Source organism: Lentzea miocenica, from assembly GCF_033949945.1.
Classification (GTDB): Bacteria; Actinomycetota; Actinomycetes; order Mycobacteriales; family Pseudonocardiaceae; genus Lentzea; species Lentzea miocenica.
In genome coordinates this window covers 83,146-105,023 of the sequence record NZ_JAXAVW010000037.1, presented here as the reverse complement: position 1 = coordinate 105,023, position 21,878 = coordinate 83,146, and the positions used below count along the sequence as shown (strand labels likewise).

Genomic DNA, 21,878 nt, shown 5'->3' with positions numbered 1-21,878 from the left:
ACGCTCCAGCTACGGGTTGAGCCTGGTGTAGGCGGGTTTCGGCCTCAGGTTCGTGTCGTAGAGGCAGGCAGCGCCCTCACCGGGGAACGTGCCGGGCACCCACGAGTGGCGATCGGTGAAGCCCCACGTGGTGAACTCGACGCACCGGGGAACGGCGTGACAGGCGTCCCAGATCTGCCGGAAGTAGCTCGCCTGGGTGTTGAGCTTGTTCGAGTCGGCCGGCAACGGAATGCGGACGTCGGCCTCGGTGATCGCGATGTCGACACCGAGGGCGGCGAGCCGCTCGATGTTCTGCCGCAGACTCGTCGGGAATCCGTACTGCGTCGACAGGTGCGTCTGAATGCCGACGCCGTCGATCGGCACACCCTGCTGCTTCAACGAGCGCACCAGGTTGTAGAGGGCGTTGCTCTTCGCGTTGATGCCCTCGGTGTTGTAATCGTTGATGTAAAGCTTCGCGGACGGGTCCGCGGCGCGAGCCCAGCGAAACGCGTCAGCCACATAGCTGTCGCCCATCCGCTGCTGGAAGATCGACTGCCGGCGCGAGCCGTCCTCGTTGAACATCTCGTTGACGACGTCCCACGCGCGGATCCGGCCGCGGTACCGGCCCATCTCCGTGTTGATGTGCTGCTGGACCACGCTGCGCAGCTCACCGGAGCCGAGGTTGTTCAACCAGCCGGGATACTGGCTGTGCCACACCAGCGTGTGCCCGCGCACCGACTTCCCGTTCTGCCGCGCGTAGTTCACGATCGCGTCCGCACCGGACCAGTTGAACTGGCCGCGGTTCGGCTCGACGACCGCCCACTTCATCTCGTTCTCCGGCGTCACGCTGTCGAACTCGCGCGTCAGCACGGACCGGTAATCCGCTTCGCTGCTGAGGGGTTGGGCCGCCACCGCGCTGCCCACGTACCTCGACGTGATGTCCTTCAACGGCCCCGCTGCTGAGGCCGGTACCACCGGCACCAGCAGCAACGCTGCCACTGCCACCGCTAATCGAGCGATCATCACTCATCCCTTCACTGATCCCGTGAGCCCGCCGACCATTCGTCGTTCGGCGAGTACGAAGAACGCAAGCGCCGGAAGCATGGACAACGCGGTGAAGGCAAGAACTCTCGCGGTGTCCTGGGTGTGCTCCGACTGGAACATCGCCACGCCCAGCGGCAGCGTGAAGTGGGCGGAGTCGTTGAACACGAGCAGCGGCAACAGGTAGAAGTTCCAACTGGTCACGAATGCGAGCACGGACACCGTGATCAGCGCGGGACGGGACAGCGGCAGCAGGATCCGCCAGAAGAACCCGAGCTTGGCCGCGCCGTCGAGCAGCGCCGCGTCCTCGAGTTCGCGAGGGATCGCCCGCATGAACGGGCGCAGGATCACGATCGTGACGGGCAGCGAGAACGCGGCCTCTGGGATCGCGACCCCCAGCGGATTCTCCAGCAACCCCAGCTGGCGCAGCCACAGGTACAGCGGCAGCGTGGCGACGCCGATGGGGAACAACAGACCTAGCGTGAACAGCGTGTAGAACGCCTCGCGGCCCTTGAACACGTAGCGGGACAACGCGAACGCGGCCATCGCACCGAGTCCGACCGCCAGCACCGTCGCGATGACCGCGATCAGCGTGCTGTTGCCCAGCAGCCGCCAGAACTGCGGCGAGCCGAGCACGGCGGCGTAGTTGTCCCACACCCACGGGCCGGGGAGCCCCGCCGGCGAGGTGTTGATCTGAGCCGTCGTGCGGAACCCGCCCAGCAGCACGAACAGCAGCGGCACCACCGTCACCCCGATGACGGCGAACGCGGCGAGGTACCCGACGGCGTTGCGACGCATCACCCGATCGCTCCTTCGGTGTCGCGGCGCAGTGCGAACCGCTGGTACAGCAACGCGAACAGGAAGCAGATGATGAAGAGGATCACCGCGACCGCGCTGCCGAACCCGAACTCGTACCGCTTGAAACCGTGGTCCACCAGGTAGGTCGCCATCGTCGTGGACGAGTTGGCCGGCCCGCCGAGTGTCATGATCCAGACCAGGTCGAACAGCTGCAGCGACCCGATCACCGACAGGAAGATCCAGATCCGGATCGTCGGGCCCAGCAACGGCAGCACGACGTTGCGGGTGATCTGCCAGCTCGACGCGCCGTCGAGCGCGGCGGCCTCCCGCAGCTCGACCGGAACGCCCTGCAGGCCCGCGAGCAGCAGGATCACGCCGAACCCGATGTACTTCCAGGTGATCACGACGAACAGCGTGTAGAGCACGATCGACGGGTCGGCGAGCCACTGCTGGACCAGCCAGCCGAGGCCGACGCCACGCAGCAGTTCGTCGACGAACCCGCCCGGTTGCAGCATCAGCAGCCAGATCACCGCGGTGACCGCCTCGGACAGCACGTACGGCGCGAAGACCACCATCCGCAGGATCGTGCGGCCGCGCAGCTTCCGGTTGAGCAGCAGGGCGAGGCCGATGCTCAACGGCAGCTGCACCACGATCGACAGCGTCGCGATGATCAGGTTGTGCCCGATCGCGCCCTGGAAGACGTCGCCGGTCAACGCGTCGGTGTAGTTGCGCAGGCCTACGAAGTCCGTGAGCGGGCCGAAACCGTTCCACGAGTAGAGGCTGTAGAAGCCGGCCACGCCGATCGGCACCAGCACGAACCCGGCGAACAGCAGCAGTCCGGGTCCCAGCAGCAGCGCGAGTTCGAGGTGGGTGCGCAGCCGTGAGCGGCGGTAGGTGCCCCCGGCCGCTGGCGCGAGCGGCGCGGGGGCGGTCTCCGGCCGCGTGTCGGTCGCGGCGCTCATCACTTGTTCCCGGTGGCCGCTTTGCTCACCGACTGCACGATGGTCTCCGGGCTTCCCTGCCCGGCGAAGAAGTTCGCGATGGCGTCGTTGAGCGCCTGCCCGACGTTGGTCGGGAACGCGGTGTCGAAGTAGAACTGCAGGTGCTTCGCCTTGGCCATGTGCTCGGAGATCGTCTTGTGCGTCTCGGTCTTCAGCGACGCCACCGCGGCGGGGTTCACCGGCAGGCCCGATCCGGTCGCGGCCAGCTTCTTCTGCACTTCCTCGCTGACGAGGTGCTGCAGGAAGCCCTCGCACGCCTTGGCGGCGCGCGTGGTGCAGGAGAACCCGTCACCGCCGCCGAGCAGCACGCTCGGGTCGCCCTGCCCACCAGGCACCGAGGGGAACGGGAACCAGCCGAGCTTCGAGTCGAGAGCCTTGTCCTCGGTCAGCGCGGTCATCACGTCCGGGTCCCAGTCGCCCTGCAGTTCCATGGCGGCCTTGCCGTTCGCGAGCAGACCCGCCGAGCTGCCGGCCCCCTGCTGAGCCGGCGTCCCGACGAACCCGTCCTGGAACGGTTTGGTGTCCAGGAACGTCTTGAGGTTCTCGCCAGCCTTGGTGAAGCACGGGTCCGCGAGCTCGGTCTTGGCCACGGCGTTCTTCAGCGCGTCGATCGAGCACTGGCGGACCGCGAAGTAGCCCCAGTAGAACGCGTCCGGCCAGCGGTCCTTGCCGCCGATCGCGATCGGCACAAGTCCTGCCGACCTCAGCTTGGCCACCGCGGCGTTGAGTTCGTCCAATGTGGACGGAGGGCTGGTGACGCCCGCCTGCGTGAAGAGGTCCTTGCGGTACCAGAAACCGACCGCGTGCATCTGGTACGGCAGGCCGTACTGCTTGCCGCCGACCTGCCAGCCCTTGCCGTACTCACCGAGCGAGGCCTGGGCGATCTCGGCGATCTTGCCGGAGCGGATCTGGTCGGCGAGCGCGCCGCCTCCCCACTGCTGGAAGAGGTCCGGCGGCGTGGTCGACTGCAGCGCCAGCGGCACCTTGGTCTGGAACTGCTCGTTCTGGATCGGCTCGACCGTGAACGAGACGTCCTGGTGAGCGTTGTGGTAGTCGTCGGCGATCTGCTGCCACACCGACTTCATCGGCTCGGTGGTCCGGTTGTGCCACCAGGTGAGCGTCGCCGGCCCGCTGGCCTCACCCCCCGAGCTGGTGCAGCCGGCCAGCAAAAGCGCGACCAGGACGAGCGAAAGCTTTCTTGCAGAACGCATGGGTCCACTCCTGACGACGCCGGCCGAGTTGGACTGGGTGTGACGATGCGTAAGACGCCAGTGAGCGTCCACCCTCGAAACCGCGATGTCAATCGTTGTCGATAACGTTTTACACGGCTAGCCTGTGTCGGTGCCCCCACGTTCTCGCATCACCATCCGCGACGTCGCGGCCCACGCGAACGTCTCGGTCGCCACCGTGTCCAAGGTCCTCAACCAGCGCTACGGCGTCTCCGCGGAGACGTTCGCGCGGGTGACGGCAGTGATCAAGGAACTCGGCTACGAGGCGAGCCTGGTAGCGCAGAGCCTGCGCAACCACCGGACGAACGTGATCGGGATTCTCGTCGCGGACATAGAGCCGTTCAGCACCGAACTGCTCAAGGGTGCGGCGGACGCCATCCGCGGCACCGGTTTCGAACTCGTCGTGTACTCGGCCGGCGGGCGCGTCGGTGATCCGCAGGGCTGGGAGCAGCGCTACCTGACCCGGCTGAGCGGCACCCTCGTCGACGGCGCCGTGCTGGTCACGCCCGCGGTCGACCTCGAGGGCCTGCCGGGCACCCCGGTCGTCGCGGTCGACCCGCACACCGGGCGTTCCCCGTTGCCCACCGTCGACTCCGACAACCTGCGCGGCGGGCAGCTCGCGACCGAGCACCTGCTCGAACTGGGCCACCGCCGGATCGCGCTGCTCACCGGCCGCGAGGACCTGAAGTCGGCCCAGCAAAGGGAAACGGGCTACCGGCGTGCGCTGGTCGCCGCGGGTGTCCCTGTCGACGGCAGCCTGATCCGGCGCGGTGACTACGACTACGACGTCGCCGCCAGGTCGACCCGAGACCTGCTCAGCGGGCCGAACCGGCCCACCGCGATGTTCGCCGCCAACGACATCTCCGCCATCGCCGCCATCGAAACGGCGGCGGAACTGGGTCTGCGGGTGCCGGAAGATCTCTCGGTCGTCGGCTTCGACAACATCCCGGAGTCGGTGATGTGCACACCGGCGCTCACCACGGTGCAGCAGCCGATCCGCGAGATGGGCCACCGCGCGGTCACGTTGCTGGTGCGGCTGATCAACCGCGAGGAGCCCGACGAAACGCACATCACGCTCGGCACCGACCTGGTGATCCGGCACTCGACCAGGCGGCTCTCGTGAGCACCGAGGCCACGTCGGGCTGGCGCGACGCCCGGCTGTCCCCCGCCCGGCGCGTGCGCGACCTGATGGCGCGGATGACGCCGCGCGAGAAGATCGCCCAGCTGCACGGTGTCTGGGTCGGCATCGACTCCGGCGGCGAGATGGCGCCGCACCAGCACGACTTCGTGGTGCCACCGGACCTCGACGAGCTGTCCCAGTACGGCATCGGCCAGCTCACCCGCGTGTTCGGCACCCGGCCGATCGCGCCGGAGGTGGGGGCGCACAGCCTGGCGAGGACCCAGCGCAGGATCGTCGCGGGCAACAGGTTCGGCATTCCGGCGATGGTCCACGAGGAGTGCCTCACCGGCCTGGCCGCGTGGCAGGCGACGGCGTACCCGTCCCCGCTGTGCTGGGGCGCCACCTTCGAACCGGATCTGGTGCGGCGCATGGCTTTCCGCATCGGCACCTCGATGCGGCGGCTCGGCGTGCACCAGGGGCTCGCCCCGGTCCTCGACGTCGCGCGCGACCTGCGGTGGGGCCGGATCGAGGAGACCATCGGCGAGGATCCGCACCTCGTCGGCACGATCGGCGCCGCGTACGTCGCCGGTCTGGAGTCCGCGGGTGTCGTGGCCACGCTCAAGCACTTCGCCGGCTACTCGGCTTCCCGGGCAGGCCGCAACCTCGCGCCGGTGTCGATCGGTCCACGTGAACTCGCCGATGTGATCCTGCCGCCGTTCGAGATGGCCCTGCGCGCGGGCGCCCGGTCGGTCATGAACTCCTACGCCGACAACGACGGCGTTCCGGTCGCCGCGGACGCCTCGATGCTGACCGCTCTGCTGCGCGACGAGTACGGCTTCACCGGAACCGTGGTCGCCGACTACTTCGCGGTGCCGTTCCTGTACATGCTGCACGCCGTCGCGGCCGACCGCGAGGACGCGGCCACGCAGGCGCTGACCGCGGGCATCGACGTGGAACTGCCCACTGTGGACTGTTACGGCGACCCGCTGCTGGCGGGGCTCGAGTCCGGTCGCGTCGACATCGCGCTGGTGGACCGGGCGCTGGAACGCGTGCTGCGGCAGAAGTGCGAGCTCGGGCTGCTCGACCCCGGCTACTCCCCCGACCCGTCATCGGACCTGGTGCTCGACGACGACGAGTCCCGCGCACTGGCTCGCGAGGTCGCCGAACGCTCGATCGTCCTGCTGCACAACGACGGCGTGCTGCCGTTGACCGGCGAGCGGCGCGTCGCCGTGGTCGGGCCGCGCGCCGATGATTCCGGCGCGATGTTGGGTTGTTACTCGTTCCCGTTGCACGTCGGTGTGCACCACCCGGACGTGCCGATGGGCATCGACGTCCCGACGGTGCTGGACCTCCTGCGCGCCGATCACGACGTCACGTTCGCGCTGGGCTGTCCGGTGCTCGGAGGCACCGACGAGGAGATCGCCGACGCCGTCGAAGCCGCCCGGCACGCGGAGCTCTGCGTCGCGGTGCTCGGTGACCAGGCAGGTCTGTTCGGCGGCGGCACGTCCGGCGAGGGCTGCGACGCCGCGGACCTCAGGTTGCCAGGCCGGCAGGAAGAACTGCTGGAAGCCCTGCTCACCACCGGCACACCGGTCGTCCTGGTGCTGCTCTCCGGCAGGCCGTACGAGCTGTCCCGGCAGATCGACCGGCTCGCCGCGGTCGTGTGCGGGTTCTACCCCGGCGAGGAAGGCGCGGCGGCGCTGGCGGGCGTCCTCAGTGGACGGATCAACCCGTCCGGACGGCTCCCGATCAGCTTCCCCGGCGCCGGCGCCAGTCAGCCGTCGACCTACCTCACCGCCCCGCTCGGTGCCCGCAGCGAGGTCAGCACCGTCGACCCGACGCCGCTGTTCCCGTTCGGCCACGGCCTGTCCTACGCGCCCGTCACCTGGATCACCGCGGGCATCGAGGCGCGGGAGTGGCCGACCGACGGCGTCTGCCGGGTGGTCGCGGTCCTGCGCAACGACACCGAGATCGCCACCACCGAGGTCGTCCAGGTCTACCTGCACGACCCGGTGGCCGAGGTCGCCCGGCCGGTCCAGCAGCTGATCGGCGCGGTCAAGACGGACCTCGCACCGGGGCAGACCCGCGTGGTCACCGCCGTTCTGCACGCGGACCTCACCGCCTACACCGGCCGTTCGGGTCACCGCCAGGTCGATCCCGGAGACGTCGAACTGCGGATCGGGAGGTCGAGCCGGGACATCCACGCCGCGGTGAGCGCGACGCTGACCGGGCCTCGCCGGCTCGTCGGCTTCGACCGCGTCCTCTCGCCGGAGTTCGAGATCGACTGTTAGCGCTAACATGGCTGGATGCAGCGATCCGGCACCGCCACCCCCACGGTCAGCAGCGAACACTTCGGCAGGATCGGTGACACCGACGTGCACCGGTACGTGCTGGCCAATCCGGGCGGGATCACCGTCCGGGTGCTCGACCTGGGCGGCGTGGTCCAGTCGATCGACGCGCCGGACCGGCACGGCACCCCGGCCAACGTGGTGCTCGGGTTCGCGGATCTCGAGGGCTACCTGGCCAACAACCGGCCGGACGCGGGCCGGGTGTTCTTCGGCGCCCTGATCGGCCGCTACGCCAACCGGATCGGCGGCGCGGCGTTCAGCCTCGACGGCTCGACGTACCGCGTGTCCGCCAACGAGAACGACAACTGCCTGCACGGCGGCGTCTCGGGGTTCGACACGCACGTCTGGCAGGCGAGCACGTTCACCGGCGAGGACGGTGTCGGGGTACGGCTCAGCCACGTCAGCCCGGACGGCGACCAGGGCTTTCCCGGCCGCGTGACGACCGCGGTGACCTACCGCCTGGACCAGCGGAACCGGCTGACCATCAGCTACCGCGCGGAAACCGACGCGCCGACCGTGCTGAACCTGACCAACCACACGTACTGGAACCTCGCCGGCGAAGGATCCGGCGACGTCCACGACCACCTGCTGACGATCCGCGCCGGGTCGTTCTGCGCGGTCGACGAGAGCCTCATCCCCCAGGGCGATCCGGTCCCGGTGGACGGCACGCCGTTCGACTTCCGCGAAGCCACCCCGATCGGCGCCCGCATCGGCACGCCCGATCCCCAGCTGCGGATCGGCCACGGGTACGACCACAACTGGGTGCTGGACCCCGGTTCGTTCGCGGCGCGGGCCCACGAGCCCGGTTCCGGCCGGACGCTCACGACCTGGACGACCGAACCGGGCCTGCAGTTCTACTCCGGCAACTTCCTCACCGACGCGCTGGTCGGCACGAGCGGCCGTCCGTACCACCACGGGGCGGGTTTCGCGGTGGAGGCACAGCACTTTCCCGACTCGCCGAACCGCCCGGACTTCCCGAGCACCGTGCTGCGTCCCGGCGAGACCTACCACCAGGAAACGGTCTACGAGCTGACCGTCGGCTGAAACGGTCGAATTCGAGTCGAAGATCTGCTCTGGATTGCTTGTACCACAAGGGTTACCGCATTCTGGAGGAATGATCCCCGCGGTAGCTGTCTCAGCACTGCTCCTCCTCAGCTCGCCCGTCGTTCCGGCCGCGGCCACCACCGCGACCGTCGACGTCGCCCGCAAACACCAGCGGATAGACGGTTTCGGGTTCTCCGAGGCGTTCGGCCGGGCCGAGATCATGCACGGTTCGCAAGGACTGTCCGCGCCGAAACAGCGGGAGATCCTCGACCTGCTGCTGTCCCGCACCTCCGGCGCGGGCATGTCCGTCCTGCGACTGGGCATCGGATCGACGGCGGCCAACTCCATCCAGCCGGCGGACCCCGGCGGCCCCACCGCGACCCCGCGCTACGTCTGGGACCGTGACGACGAGAGCCAGGTGTGGCTGGCACAGCAGGCCAAGGCGTACGGGGTGAACCGCTTCTACGCCAACGCGTGGAGCGCACCCGGTTACATGAAGACCAACGGCGACGAAGCCAACGGCGGCAGTCTCTGCGGTCTGTCCGGCGCGTCCTGCGCGAGCGGTGACTGGCGCCGCGCCTACGCGAACTACCTGGTGCAGTACGCGAAGTTCTACGCCCAGGAAGGCATCAGGATCACCGACATCGGGTTCACCAACGAACCCGACTACACCGCCACCTACTCGTCGATGCGGTTCACCCCGGCCCAGGCGGTGGAGTTCACCAAGGTCCTCGGGCCGATCGCGACAGGCCTGAAGGTCGCCTGCTGCGACTCGTTCGGCTGGGACCAGCAAGCCGCCTACAGCAAGGCGATCGAGGCCGACGCGACGGCACGCCGCATCGTCGCCACGCACGCCGGCCACACGTACGCGTCCCCGATCACCGGCCCGCTGCCGACCTCGCGGCACACGTGGATGTCGGAGTGGTCGCCCAACGGCACGACGTGGAACGAGAATTGGGACGACGGCAGCGGTTACGACGGCTTCACCATCGCCAACGCCGTGCACACCGCACTCACCACCGGCAACGCCAACGGTTACGTGTACTGGTACGGCGCGTCGGTCGGCGCCACCCGAGGCCTGATCCAGATGGACGGCGACGGCTACCACGTGTCCAAACGGCTGTGGGCGCTGGCGAACTACAGCCGGTTCATCCGTCCCGACGCGACCAGGGTCGGCGCGACGACCTCGAACGGCGCTCTGCGGCTGTCCGCCTTCCGCAACGCCGACGGTTCCCTCGCCGTCGTCGCACTCAACACCGGCGCCAGCGCCAGTTCCGTCTCGTACGCGCTCAGGAACAGCGGGATCTCGACCGGGTCCGCGACCCCGTACCTGACCAGCGCCACCGGCAGCACCACGGCCCAGTCCCCCGTCCGCGTCGCCAGCGGCACGTTCACCGCTACCGTGCCCGCCCGCGCGCTGATCACCTACCGGATCACGCCATGACTCCCCGGCCGGATGGCGTTTGCAAGTACCACCAACTCAACATCAGCAGGCACTTTCCTACTACCAACCTGGCTGTTCCACCCCGCGGCCGCACTGACGGAGTCAGGCATCGCCGCCGAGTTGGGTGCAGGTAGCGGCGGTTCGATCATGAGTTGGTGGTACTTGCAGACGCCGAACAGCAGACCTGCCGAATCCCCAGGGAGAATTCATGGTCAACCGCAGGACTGTGCTGCACGGCACAGCAGCCGCCGTCGCCGCGACCGCGCTGGGAGTGAACGCGCGCGCCGACCAGACGATCACCATCGACCCCGGCACGAGTTACGGCACGTGGGAGGGCTGGGGCACGTCGCTCGCCTGGTGGGCCAACGTGTTCGGCGACCGCGACGACTTCGCGGACCTGTGGTTCACCACGAAGTCCGTCACGTACAACGGAACGACACTGCCCGGACTTGGCATGAACATCGCCCGCTACAACCTCGGCGCCTGCAGCTGGAACTCCGTCGAGGGCGAGAGCATGGTCGCGTCGCCGAACATCCCGCGCTTCAAGCAGATCGAGACGTTCTGGCAGGACTGGCGGGTGACCGACCCCGGCTCGTGGCAGTGGGGTGCGGACGCGAAACAACGCGCCTCCGTGGTGAAGGCTGTTGCGCGCGGTGCGATCACGGAGCTGTTCTCCAACTCACCGGCGTGGTGGATGTGCCTCAACCACAACCCTTCCGGCGCCGCCAACGCGAGCAGCAACAACCTGCAGTCGTGGAACTACCGCACCCACGCCGCGTACCTGGCCGAGGTCACCCGACAGTTCCGCGACCGTTTCGGCGTCACGTTCCGTACGGTCGATCCGTTCAACGAGCCCGCGTCCGCCTACTGGTCGGCGACCGGAAAGCAAGAAGGCTGCCACTTCGATCCGTCACTCCAACGGACCGTGCTGCAGTACCTGCGTGAGGAGCTGAACACCCGCGAGCTGTCCGCAACGCGCATCTCCGCATCCGACGAGACCAACTACGACGTGGCGCGCAGCACGTGGAACTCCTTCGACGCCAACACGAAGTCCGTCGTGAACCAGATCAACGTGCACGGCTACCAGGGTTCCGGAGGCCGCCGCGACCTCCTCCACGCCGATGCCAGGACGGCGGGCAAGGTGCTGTGGAACTCCGAGTACGGCGACAACGAGGGCACCGGGCTCTCGATGGCGAGCAACCTGTGCCTGGACTGGCGCTGGCTGCACCCGACGGCGTGGTGCTACTGGCAGGTGATGGACCCGACGCCGGCCTGGGCGTTGATCGCCTACGACCAGAACACGCTGCAGCCGGGCGCCGTGCAGAACAAGCTCTACGTGCTGGCGCAGTTCACCCGGCACATCCGGCCCGGTATGCGGATCATCTCGGCGTCCACCGGAAACGCCGCCGTGGCCTACGATCCCGCCGCCCGGCGGCTCGTGCTCGTGGCCGTCAACACCGCCACCTCGGCGCAGACGATCACCTTCGACCTGGCCAGGTTCGGCACGCTGCCGACCGGGTTGATCACCCGCTGGTCCACCTCGACGACCAGCGGCAGCGACCGGTACGCCCAGCGCACCGACGTGCGCCTGAACGGCAAGCTCCTCCAGGTTCCGTTCGCGGCCGGTCAGGTGCAGACCTTCCAGCTCGACGGGGTGTCCGTCTGACCGGCCGCGACGCGCGTTCTACCGCCGGTCCAGGCCGAAGAACTGGATGGCGCGCAACGCCATCCCGGACGTCATGAGGTTGTGCCCGACGTTCTGCATCGAGATCGACTCGACCTTGTCGCCGTACCGGCGGCGGGTCCAGTTCGCCTGCGGATGGTCGGTGGACGTCGGCGTGGTCGGCAACCGGTGGACGTTGGTCCACTGGTCGACTTCCTCGCCGAGGTTCGGGTAGCGCAGCACGTCGTCAGCGGTGCCGTGCCAGAGCTGCATGCGCGGCCGTTTGCCGTTGTAGCCGGGGAACGCCGACCGCGCGATGTCGCCCCACTCACGCGGCGACTTGAGCACCCGGCCGTTGGCGCACTCGGTGTTCCAGGTGGAGCCGTTGTCCGTCGCGAAGCAGCCGTCCGGCACTCCGGCGAACGCGGCTCCTGCCTGGAAGACGTCGGGGTAGTTGGCGACCATCACGTTGGTCGTCATGGCGCCGGACGAGACACCGGTGACGTACACGCGGGCCGGGTCTCCCCCGTACGTCCCCAACGCCCACCGGACCATCGACATCATCCCGACCGGGTCGCTGCCGCCGTCACGGCGAAGCGCTTGCGGTGACGAGACGTCGAAACACTTGTCGGCGCGGGTGACCGACGGGTAGACGATGACGAACCCGTACCGGTCGGCCAGCCGCCCGAACTCCGCGCCGTTGTGGAAGTCCGGGCCGGAGCCGGTGCAGTAGTGCACGGCCAGCAGGATGCCGGGACGGGCGGCGACGCGGTCCGGTTTGTAGACGTGCAGGCGGAGGTTGCTGGGGTTGGGGCCGAAGTTCGTGACCTCGACGAGCGAGGCCGCGGCGGCCTGAGGTGTGACCACCAGGCCGAGCAGGACAGCTACAGCCAGAGCTATGCGGAACATGACGCTCCTAACGTCCAACCGAGGCTTGCGAGATGCCGATGAACCCGTGATCGGTTCCCGGTGCCGAGCTGGTGAGGTCCAGGCGGAGGCGATCGCTGCGCACCGGAGCGAAGGTGATGCTCACGGAGCCGCCCCAGTCGATCTTCGCGTCACGTACCGGCACGAACTTCTCGCCGTTCCAGTACGACACCGCGATCGAGGCGGGCAACGCGTGTGCCGCGTTGGCGAGGAACGAGGCCCGCACCGAGCCGGCCGAACCTCCCGGCACCGGCAGCGACACCCAGTCCGTCGCGTGCGCCCGGCTCACCTGCGGCAACAGCCCCGTGGGGCGCTTGAGGTAGTAGTTCGACCAGTACGTCGAGACGTTTACGTCGAGCATCGCGGCCGGGACGGTGTCGACGGCGCCCGAGTAGCTCGCGTCCGCCGTCGGTGCCGGGGCGGGTGCGGGTGCGGGTGGCGAATCGTCGCCGGTCTGCACGCCGCCTGGCCGTCCACCGGTCGCCGGAAGCGAGCTGGCCGCAGTGCACGGTTCCGGCGCGGGTGCGGACTCGGCGCCAGACCGCACCCCGCACCGCCTCCCGCCTGTCGCCGCGACGAGCGTCGTCGCGGTCCGCAGTCCCGGCGCCCGTGCCGTCACGGAGATCACCGCCGACTGTCCTGATCGGACCATCGCCAGCGCCTTGCCGTTGAACGCGGTGCGCGAGTCCGCCTGGTAGTTCTCCGCGCTCTCCTGACGGCCGTTGTCGAGACCGGCCAGGCCGCCACCCCGGACCTGGAACGAGATCAGGTCGTCCGCCTCCGGCACGACCACGCCCGCGCGGTCGACGACCTCGGCGGTGACGAACGTGAGCGACTTGCCGTCGGCCTTCGTCACCTTGCGATCCGGTGTCAGCCGGAGAGCATGCGGCTCGCCCGCGGTGCGGACCTCGTCCCTCGCGACCTCGACGCCTGCCTTTCTCGCCACCGCGACGAGCCGTCCCGGCTGGAACGGCACCGACCAGGTCAGGTGCAGCTTGCCCGCGCTGCCGTTCGGGCTGGTGTAGCTGCCGGGATAGGGGCCGGTGGTCACGGTCTTGTCGTCGCCGGTCGCCTCGGTGGTCTCCAGGTACGTCGAACCGGAGACGGTGGTCTTCGTGTCGAACTTCCGCTCCCCCAACGACTTGCCGTTGAGGTACAGCTCGACGGTGTCCGCGTTGCTGTACGTCCACACCGAGACCGGCTCACCGAGCTTGTGGTTCGTCCAGTTCATCGGCAGCAGGTGCACCATCGGCTCGGTGCTCCACTGACTGCGGAACAGGTGGTAGAAGTCCTTCGGGAACCCGGCCGTGTCGACCGCGCCGAAGAACGACGCCTTCACCGGCAACACGTTGTACGGCGTGGGTTCACCGATGTAGTCGATGCCGGTCCACAGGAACTGCCCGGCGAACCACTTGCGGTCGCGGTCCTTCTTCAGTCCGTACTCACCGCTGTAGGTCCACGTCTCCAGGTTGTTGTCGTAAGAGGAGGTGTTGCGCTTGCCCGGCGTGTAGTTCTCACCGGTGTTGAGCTGGTCCGGGTCCTGGTAGTAACCGCGGGTCGACGTGGAGGACGACGACTCGGCCTCGAAGAAGAACTTGCCGGGGTAACGGGCGTGCAGCTGGTCGATCGAGGACGCGTCGTTGTAGTTCAGGCCCAGCCCGTCGAGCATCTGCAGGATCTGGTCCTGCGGTGAGCCGATCGCGGGCACCCGGCGGTACCGGTCGCTGCCCATCACGATCGGGCGGGTGGTGTCGACGGCGCGGACGTCGTCGATGAGCCGCCGCGCGATGGGCGGGCCCGCGGCGGAGCTGGAGTCGGGGATCTCGTTGCCGATGGACCACATCACCACCGACGGCGAGTTCTTGGCCGCGTGCACCATCTCGCGGAGGTCGGCGCTGCTGTTGGCGTCGAAGAACCGGCCGTAGTCGTTCTTCACCTTGGGCGTCCGCCAGGTGTCGAACGCCTCGACCTGCAGCAGGATCCCCAGTTCCTCGCACGCCCTGATGAACTGCGGCGAGGGCGGGTTGTGCGAGGTGCGCACGGCGTTCACGCCCATGCTCTTCATGATCCGCAGCTGCCGGGCGATCGCGTCGGACGAGACCGCCGAGCCGAGCGCGCCCAGGTCGTGGTGGAGGTTGACGCCCTTGAGCTTCATCTCCGCGCCGTTGAGCGAGAAGCCGTTGTCCGGGTCGAACGCGAAGTACCGGATGCCGGTACGAGTGCTGACCACGTCCACGGTCCTGCCGCCGACCCGGATCTCGGTGTCCACCGTGTACAGGTTCGGCTGGTCCACCGACCACAGGGCAGGCTTGGCGATCCTGATGTCCGTGGTCGTGGTGCTAGGTTCCGCTGCGAGCGGGGCGCGGGCCGTACCTCTGCCGACGATCCGTCCGCGCGGGTCCTTGACCGTCGAGACGATCTCGGCTTGAGCACTGTGCTCGCTGACGGCGGTCGTCGCCACCCGCATCGTGGCGAAACCGGACTTGATCGTGGTCTCCAGCTCAGGTGTCGTCACCTGCACGCCGTGCCGCGTGACGTGCGCGGGCTCGGTCACGACCAGCCGGACGTCGCGGTAGATGCCGCTGCCCGAGTACCACCGGCTGCTGGGCACCTGGTTGCGCACCTTCACCGCGAGGACGTTCGGCGTGCCGTCGGCGCGAGCGTTGAGATCATAAGCGAATCCGGTGTAGCCATAGGGATGACGGCCGATCAGCACGCCGTTGAGATACACCTCGGAGTCCATGTAGACGCCGTCGAATTCGATCGACAACTTCTTTCCCGCCATCGACGACGGCAGCGTGAAAGTCTTGCGATACCAGCCGAGGCCGCCAGGCAGAAACCCTGTTCCGGCGCCGGTGTGCGGACCTTCGACGGGGTCGAGCCCGATGCTCCAGTCGTGCGGCAGCCGCGTGTCCCGCCACGCCGCGTCGTTGTCAGCGGGCTGTGGAGCGTCCTCGCCGGTGGTGTTGACCAGGGCGAACTGCCACCCTCCTGTGAAGTCGACGCTCCTCCCAGCCGGCCGGACCCGCTCCGCCTCCGCTGATGCCGGGACGGCGCACAGCCCGGCCACCACCACCCAGCAGAGAACGAGTGCCCAGAGTTTGTTCGACTGTCGATTCGATCGTCGAATGGTCAAAACTCACCGCCTGTCACGATTCTCGCGCCCGCCGACGCCGTTACTCGTCTCCAGGAAAGCGCTTACCCATGTCCTGCGCAAGTCCGATGATCCCCTTCGTCAGATGACAAACCGTTGAAAGAAAACAAAATCCGCGCGATCGGCGGGTTGCCCGCCGCTCGGAAGTTCTCCTAGGTTTTCAGGCATGTCAATGCGGAAAGCGCTCTCCGTGGTCCTGGCTCTGCACCTCGTCGCCGCCGCACCAGCCGCCGCGGCCCACTCCCCTTCGTGCTCCCGCCCCGGCGTGTTGTTCTGCGAGGACTTCCAGTCCGTGCCGCTCGGCGGCGCAACCAGCCTCAGGTGGGGCGTCGACACCAGCCACGGCACGCTCACCGTGGAGAAGGCGCCGCGCGGCCAACGGGTTCTGCGGGTGCACACCGAACGCAACGGCCGGGCGTTCCTGCGCGTGGAGGACTTCTCGGCGCCCGGCAACAGCTTCTACGGGCGGGTGCGGCTCAGGACCGACGCCTTCCCGCGCCGGCCCGACTGGGCCCACTACACCCTGATCGAGGCCACCGGTCAGGGGCCGGAGATCGTGCGGCCGCTGGGCGGTCAGTACGTGCCCACTGTGGACCGTGCGCTGTGGGGTGTGGGCGCGGACGGCGGGCCGACCGGTGACTGGACGAACTGGCGCGAGTCGGCTCCGTCCCGCGAGGACGTGTGGCAGTGCGTCGAGTGGCGGATGGACGCCGCCGACAACCGGATCGAAATCTGGTTCGACGGCGTCCCTCAGCCCGACCTCACCGTTTCGACGCGCAACCACGGCGGGAACCCGGTGGACTTCTTGTTCCCGCGCTTCGACACCGTCAAGTTCGGCTGGCAGCTCTACCAGCAGAACGACGGCGCGTACGACCTCTGGATGGACGACATCGCACTGGCGACCAAGCGGATCGGCTGCTGAGCTCTCACCCGCAGACCACCCCGTTCAGCGTCGGCGACAGGAACGGCGGGGTGCCGCCGCCATAGGTCGCGTTGAAACCGATGGTGACGGTCCCGCCGGTGCCGACAGAGCCGTTCCAGGCCGCGTTGCTGACTTCCACGACGTCACCCTGGTCGGCCCAGGTGCCGTTCCAACCTTGGCTCACGGTCACGCCGGGCGCGGAGAAGGTGAACTTCCAGCCGTTGATCGGCGCCGCCCGGTTCTCGATGACGATCTCGCCGCCGTAGCCGCCGGACCAGCTGCTCGTCACCTTGTGCGTGGCCTTGCAGCCGCCCTGCGCCGGCGGAGTTGTCGTGGTGGTAGTGGTGGTGGTGCTCGACGGCGGCCTTCCGGCGCTGGCCAGTTCGTACGCGCGTTGCGGCACGAACTGGCCTGCGCCCGCGATGCACCCGTCCGCCTCGCCGGGCAGCTTGACCCACAGGAACGCGGCGATCTGACCGTCACCGGTCTGGTCGGTGCTCGGCGTGCCGATCGCCCGGCCCGCCGGGTCGCACCACTCGCTGCCGGCGGGACCGTTGCCGTTGCGGCTGGTGTCGATCACCGCGCGCAGCCGGGAGTCGCCGACCGAGTTGAGCACCGCCCTGGCGAACGCCACCTCGTCGGACGACGAGCGGTAGTTGGACACGTTGGTCGAGATGCCGTCGGCGCTGTTCGAGATGTCCGCCGCCCGCAACCGGGCCGCTGCCTCGCCCGGCGCGAGCCATGCGGAGTGCCCGATGTCGATGTAGACCTTGGCCTGCCCGGACCCCGCCTTGAGCCGCTTGCCCGCGTAGGCGATCGACGCCGTGGTCTCGGCCTGCTGACCGGCGCTCTGGCAGTTCGTCATCAACGGCAGCACGTCCGGCTCCAGCACGATCGCCGCCGGCCGTCCCGCCAGCCCCGCAGCCACCTGGTCCACCCATGCCCGGTACGCGCTGTGCGAGGGCGCGCCGCCGCCGCTCGCCCCACCGCAGTCGCGATTCGGGATGTCGTAGACCACCAGGATCGGGATCCTGCCGGCGGCCGCGGCGGCGCCCACGAAGGCGTCCACCTCGCCTCGCACCGTGCTGGTGTTGGTGGTGGTGAACCACCTGGCCTGCGGCACGCTCGCGATCCGGTCGCGGATCATCGGCGTGCGCCAGTCGCCGGGGTTCGCCGCGACCCACCGGGCCGCGCTGGTGTCCGGGTCGACGTAGAACGGCGACGCGGCCGCCTGCGCGCTGCCCAAGACCGCGGCCGCTGTGGCCGCGAGCGTGGCCACAGCGATGCCGGCGGCGACTCCTTTGTTGCGCATCCTGCCTCCTCATTCTGGGAGCGCTCCCAGACTGGCGGCACACTCTATTGGCGGATCGGCCGTTCGGAAAGGGGTTCGTCGAACGGGTTCGACAAGCACCGGCACGGTCGGTGACCGCCAGACGCCAATCGTCGAAAACCGATCACAGCAGGCAGAACGCAAGACGGAAGCAAGAAGACCCAGAGTGGCCCGACTCCTGGCGCACTAGACCGTTCCGGCGGCCAGGAACAACGAAAACCGCTGCCGTTGGGCCGAACAGTATGGGAGCGTTCCCAGGTCTCAGTGCGCGGTGAACTGCAGACTGGTCGGCTGAACCACGTCCGGCCTGACCGGCAGCGGGGTCACCACGAGGCGCTCACCGTGGACGTCGGTGATCGCGATGGACCCACCACAACCGGAGCCGTTCTCGGAGAGGAAGTAGTTGTATTCGGCGCGGCGCAGTTCCCTCCACTGCCCGCCTGCCTGAACCTCCAGGCGTGCCACCGGGTTGCGGTGGTCGATCACCTGGATCCCGCACCACCACTGACTGGACCCGGTCTTGTAGCGCACGGCGATCTTCTTCTCCAGCGGCGGGCTCACCAGCGTCCACGTCACCGGGATCTCCCCCGCCCGCGGATCCGCCAGCAGGGCGAACGCCTCCCTGCTCAGGTCCAGCTGGCCGACCCGGCACGGCGCCGGGCAGAGGTTCGTCACCCGGACCGTGACGCTCTTGCCGTTCGCCGCCCGCACCAGGACGTAGGCGCCGCAGGCCTTCGCGTCCTCGTAGTCCGACCAGTTCATCGCGACCGTCAGCGGATCCGGGCCTGGGTCGTACGAGCACGCACCGCCACCGTCGGAGGTGTAGAACGTCGCCGGACCACTGCGGGTGACACCCGGTTTGATCTGGCCTGCCAACGGTGTGCCGGCCGCCGGCGGTGGGGAGGACGGAGGTACCGAGGACGTCGGCGGCGCCGCCGACGAGGACGGTGCCACCGGGACTGGTGGTGTCGTCGTGGCCTCGGTGGTCGTGGGGATGGCGGCAGCGACGGCGCGGCCGGTCACGTCCGCGTTGCCCCACACCGCCACACCCACTGCCACCAGTGCCAACGCCCCCACGAGCAGCACCGCGAGTCGACGTCTCGTCACCAAGCAAGCCCCAATCCAGCGATGTAGTCCTTCAGCAGCCCGGAGATCAGCTGGTGGTCGCGCTGCGAGAAGTGCCAGTCGCAACCGAGCCGGTCCAACGCCGGATCGGCGTAGTTCCAGTAGCGGACCCGGCTGTCAGCCCGCTCCTGCACGACCTGCCGCGCGGCGTCGGCGAACGTCCCGGAGCCCTCCGGCACGCTCACCACGATCGTCGTGCCGGGACCGTACCTGGCCCGCAGCTTGTCGAGAAATCCTTGATAGGCCGACTTGTACGCGGCCACGAGGTCCTGCGGCGTGGACCACTGCTCACCGGGCTTGAGCGCGGTGGAGAAGTCGTTGGTGCCCAGGCCGACCACGATCAGCTGCGGCCGCCACGTGCCGGGGTTCTGCCACACGTCGCCGTCGACGTTCAGCAACGCCCGGTCGTAGTAGGTGCGGTAGCTGGTGCCGGGTTCGCCGCCGCCGTAGTTGCGCACCATGCCGCGGCCGGAGAACGCGTTGACCTGGTAGTCGGCGTTCAGCGCACGGGAGGTGAGCGCGCCGAAGCTCAGGTCCGTGTTGGTGTTGCGGTCGACGCCGCCGTTCGCCGAGCAGTCACGGGTGGTGGACAGGTTGCCGTAGCCCGCGGTCAGCGAGTCGCCGATGAACTCGATCTGCCTGGCCCTGGCCGCCGGCTTCGACAGCACGTTCCCCACGAACCCGCCGAACTCCCCTGCGGCCCAAGGGCTTTCGGACCGCTTGACGAGCCGGACGCGGTGCTCGGCGTTGCTCAGGTTGCGCACCCAGTAGGTGGTCCGGCCCGGTTTGACCAGCGTCGAAACCGTTCGACCGTCGATCTGCACGTCGTAGTAGCTCGACGAGTCGTTGAGCGAGATCCCGACGCTGGTGCCGCGGAACCGGCCCTCGAAGTAGACGCCGGGCCAGGTGTACTGGACCTGCTTGGTCACCCTGCCCGCGGTGTGCGCCCTGTCCAGCGCACCGGGCGCGGCTTGAACCGCGGGTGCGCCGAGCAGCGCCGCGACGAGGACGACAACCGTTGCGCGGATCATGCGATCGCTCCCGTCACCGTGCTGCCCGACTTGGTCACGTAGTAGGTCACCTTGGTGCCGCTCCAGTAGTGGAACGTGAGCGTCACCCGCGCGTTGTCCCTGACAGCGTTGAAGAACTCCGCCGTCACGGCCGTGGTGCCAGCTGAGTAGTTCGGTGCGAACGTGCGGTCGTACTCCTTGAACGACGTCCAGTCGTTCGGACCGGCGTTCGTGCCGTCGTCGTACTTCGCTTCCATCGTCGCGAGGAGGTCACCGCGGAAAGCCGTCGGGATCGCGAACGAACCCGTTGTCCCACCGGCGTTCGAGAGCACCGGCCGGTCGTAGGTGATGACGTTGAACTTCCACGGCACGCCCTGAGAGAAGCGGGCGGTCAGCACCGCGTTGGTGCCGTACTGCCGCGATCCGCTCAGCCTGGTCAACGCCTGCGCGGTCAGCGTGAGCTGATCTCCCGCGACGGTGTAGTCCCGGCCGCGGACCAGTGCCGTGTTGCCCTGCCACAGCCCCGAGAACGAGGTTCCGTTGAGGTTCAACGTGATCGTCTTGGCGGTGATGTCGCTCGACTTCGCGTTGAACACCTGGTCGGTGAACGCGGTGCCGGACCGCGTCGTCCAGCTCGACCTGATCTGTGCGAAGAGCTCCGGGTCGCTCCACTGGAACGACGTGCGACCGAGGTGCTGGCCGTTGTCCCACAGCATCGTGGTGATCTTCTTGGTACGCGCGTAGTAGCCGAGGTGCTCGAAGAACTTCAGCTTCTCGCCCTGCTCGATGGTCCCGGTGTGCCGATCGAAGCCCAGCAGGCCGTACTCACCGAGGATCACCGGGACGCCCTTCGCGACGAACGCGGCGTGCACGCGGTCGAAGTAGCCCGTGAGGTCGTTCTGCGCGGTGGCGTCGAACCGCGTCCCGCCCGCGATGTTCACGCTGAACGGCCAGTAGCCGTAGTAGTGGACCGTCGCGGCCAGGTTGGGATCGTTGAACCCGCGCATCTGGCTCGCCAGCGCGTCGATCAGCGGCTGATCGGCCGACGTGTGCAGCGTCGGCAGGACCAGCAGGCGGGTCGCGTTGTGACCGCCGGACCGGCGCACGATGTCGCGGAACGACGCGTTGAGCTCGTTCAGCAGCTGGATTTCCTGAGCCTGCCCGGAACTGCCGGCGAACTGCGGCTCGTTCACGCTTTCCAGCGTCAGCTTCGGCCCGAAATCGCGGAACGCGGCGGACAGCTGCGTCCACACCGCGTTGAAGCGGTTCAACACCCCGGTGCGATCACCGGGCATGGCGTTGATCCACTGCCACGAGTCGTGGTGGATGTTGACCATCACGTAGAGGTTGCGCGCCAACGCCCAGCGCACGACCTCCTGCACGCGGTTGAGGTACGCCGCCTCGATCGTGCCGTTGGACGCCAGGTGCGCGCTCCACGTGACGGGCAGCCGGACGCTCCTGAAGCCCTGGCTCTTCACGTTGTCCAGCAAGGCTTCCGTGATGCGCGGGTTGCCCCACGACGTCTCGTCGGAGCCGGTCGAGTCGAGCGTGTTGCCGAGGTTCCACCCCGGTTGCATCGCCGCGACCTGATCCATCGCACCGCGGGCCCGGACGTCCGCGACAGCGACCGGCGTGACGCTCACGGCGACCATCGCGGCCACCACCGAACCGATGAGCCAGCGGACCGGCCGCCTGTCAACGAATAATCGTGGCATGAACCGAAAGCTGGCACGGCGCCTTGAG

General features: G+C 68.4%; 16 protein-coding genes. 6 read left to right on the top strand and 10 right to left on the bottom strand.

The window, feature by feature from the left end:
• Positions 1-9 precede the first annotated feature (9 nt).
• The 4 genes from SK803_RS36430 to SK803_RS36415 are packed head-to-tail and all read right to left on the bottom strand — an operon-like array spanning position 10 to position 4,030.
• A complete protein-coding gene (locus tag SK803_RS36430; protein ID WP_319970742.1) occupies positions 10-1,002 on the bottom strand; it encodes an endo-1,4-beta-xylanase in 993 nt (330 codons plus the stop codon).
• A 3-nt stretch (positions 1,003-1,005) separates the two neighbouring features.
• Entirely contained in the window at positions 1,006-1,818 is an 813-nt protein-coding gene (locus SK803_RS36425; protein WP_319970741.1) for a carbohydrate ABC transporter permease, read from the bottom strand.
• On the bottom strand, positions 1,818-2,780 hold the full coding sequence (locus SK803_RS36420; protein ID WP_319970740.1) for a carbohydrate ABC transporter permease: 963 nt from the start codon (positions 2,778-2,780) through the stop codon (positions 1,818-1,820). Before SK803_RS36420 ends, SK803_RS36425 begins: the two co-directional genes overlap by 1 nt.
• Positions 2,780-4,030: an extracellular solute-binding protein gene (locus tag SK803_RS36415; protein WP_319970739.1), complete on the bottom strand. Its 1,251-nt coding sequence runs from the start codon at positions 4,028-4,030 to the stop codon at positions 2,780-2,782. Before SK803_RS36415 ends, SK803_RS36420 begins: the two co-directional genes overlap by 1 nt.
• Positions 4,031-4,160: 130 nt before the next feature.
• On the opposite strand from SK803_RS36415, the gene SK803_RS36410 reads away from it, so the two are divergent.
• The 5 genes from SK803_RS36410 (at position 4,161) to SK803_RS36390 (ending at position 11,670) form a co-directional block, all read left to right on the top strand.
• Positions 4,161-5,171 carry a LacI family DNA-binding transcriptional regulator gene (locus SK803_RS36410; RefSeq protein ID WP_319970738.1) on the top strand — a complete coding sequence of 337 codons (1,011 nt, stop codon included), beginning with the start codon at positions 4,161-4,163 and terminating at the stop codon, positions 5,169-5,171.
• The gene (locus SK803_RS36405; protein ID WP_455032252.1) at positions 5,168-7,459 is read left to right on the top strand and encodes a beta-xylosidase/alpha-l-arabinosidase; all 2,292 of its coding nucleotides are present in this window, start codon (positions 5,168-5,170) and stop codon (positions 7,457-7,459) included. Before SK803_RS36410 ends, SK803_RS36405 begins: the two co-directional genes overlap by 4 nt.
• A 15-nt stretch (positions 7,460-7,474) precedes the next feature.
• Positions 7,475-8,560, top strand: coding sequence for an aldose epimerase family protein (locus SK803_RS36400; protein ID WP_319970737.1), 1,086 nt, complete (start codon positions 7,475-7,477; stop codon positions 8,558-8,560).
• 70 nt (positions 8,561-8,630) lie between these two features.
• The gene (locus tag SK803_RS36395) at positions 8,631-10,004 is read left to right on the top strand and encodes a glycoside hydrolase family 30 protein (protein WP_319970736.1); all 1,374 of its coding nucleotides are present in this window, start codon (positions 8,631-8,633) and stop codon (positions 10,002-10,004) included.
• Positions 10,005-10,212: 208 nt separating this feature from the next.
• Entirely contained in the window at positions 10,213-11,670 is a 1,458-nt protein-coding gene (locus SK803_RS36390; RefSeq protein WP_319970735.1) for a glycoside hydrolase, read from the top strand.
• An 18-nt stretch (positions 11,671-11,688) separates the two neighbouring features.
• Here SK803_RS36390 and SK803_RS36385 read toward each other — a convergent pair whose 3' ends face one another.
• Entirely contained in the window at positions 11,689-12,576 is an 888-nt protein-coding gene (locus SK803_RS36385; protein WP_319970734.1) for an extracellular catalytic domain type 1 short-chain-length polyhydroxyalkanoate depolymerase, read from the bottom strand.
• Between the two features lie 7 nt (positions 12,577-12,583).
• Positions 12,584-15,667, bottom strand: coding sequence for a glycoside hydrolase family 2 TIM barrel-domain containing protein (locus SK803_RS36380; protein WP_319970733.1), 3,084 nt, complete (start codon positions 15,665-15,667; stop codon positions 12,584-12,586).
• 247 nt (positions 15,668-15,914) lie between these two features.
• Between SK803_RS36380 and SK803_RS36375 the strand changes: the two genes are divergently transcribed.
• Positions 15,915-16,670, top strand: a complete 756-nt coding sequence (locus SK803_RS36375; protein WP_319970732.1) for a hypothetical protein — start codon at positions 15,915-15,917, stop codon at positions 16,668-16,670.
• Between the two features lie 4 nt (positions 16,671-16,674).
• On the opposite strand, the gene SK803_RS36370 is transcribed toward SK803_RS36375, so the two are convergent.
• The 4 genes from SK803_RS36370 to SK803_RS36355 form a co-directional block, all read right to left on the bottom strand.
• Positions 16,675-17,982, bottom strand: coding sequence for a glycoside hydrolase family 6 protein (locus SK803_RS36370; RefSeq protein WP_319970731.1), 1,308 nt, complete (start codon positions 17,980-17,982; stop codon positions 16,675-16,677).
• A 279-nt stretch (positions 17,983-18,261) separates the two neighbouring features.
• The gene (locus tag SK803_RS36365; protein WP_319970730.1) at positions 18,262-19,107 is read right to left on the bottom strand and encodes an expansin EXLX1 family cellulose-binding protein; all 846 of its coding nucleotides are present in this window, start codon (positions 19,105-19,107) and stop codon (positions 18,262-18,264) included.
• Positions 19,104-20,156 (bottom strand): SGNH/GDSL hydrolase family protein, encoded by a 1,053-nt coding sequence (locus SK803_RS36360; protein ID WP_319970729.1) that lies wholly within the window; start codon positions 20,154-20,156, stop codon positions 19,104-19,106. Before SK803_RS36360 ends, SK803_RS36365 begins: the two co-directional genes overlap by 4 nt.
• A complete protein-coding gene (locus SK803_RS36355) occupies positions 20,153-21,850 on the bottom strand; it encodes a cellulase family glycosylhydrolase (RefSeq protein ID WP_319970728.1) in 1,698 nt (565 codons plus the stop codon). Before SK803_RS36355 ends, SK803_RS36360 begins: the two co-directional genes overlap by 4 nt.
• Positions 21,851-21,878 lie beyond the last annotated feature (28 nt).